Here is a 383-nt window from a genome sequence, read left to right on the forward strand (position 1 = left end):
GCCTCCTCAAGGTAGCTTCGCTGACCGGGGGCTCCAGGGCCTTCAAGGCCTCCCTGAGGCAGGCGTTCTCCTCCCGCAGGGCCCGGAGTTCCCCCTCCACCCGCTCCAGCCGTTCGGCCAGGGCCCGGAGGAGGGCCAGGGCCTCCCCCTCGGAGGGGAGGGCGAGGCCGGCGGCCGGGAAGTCCCCCTGGACCCGGGCCAGGGCCTCCTCCAGGGGGAGGCCTTCCCGCAGGTGGGCCTCCCGGGCCGCCTGGAGGCGGGCCAGGGCCTCCTTGGGCCAGAGCCGGCCCCCCCGGGGGTCCCGGGGCAGGGGGCCCACCACCCCCTCCCACAGGGCGGCGTAGCGCCGGAGGGTGGCCGGGGAGACCCCCAGGGCCCGGGCG

Annotated in this window: 1 protein-coding gene; it reads right to left on the reverse strand. The window is 79.1% G+C overall.

From position 1 onward, the window contains the following. Positions 1 to 383, reverse strand: a 383-nt coding sequence (locus tag L0D17_RS13345) for a MerR family transcriptional regulator (RefSeq protein WP_279231846.1), incomplete at both ends; no start/stop codon positions are given.

It is taken from the genome of Thermus thalpophilus (assembly GCF_022760915.1).
Taxonomy (GTDB): Bacteria; Deinococcota; Deinococci; order Deinococcales; family Thermaceae; genus Thermus; species Thermus thalpophilus.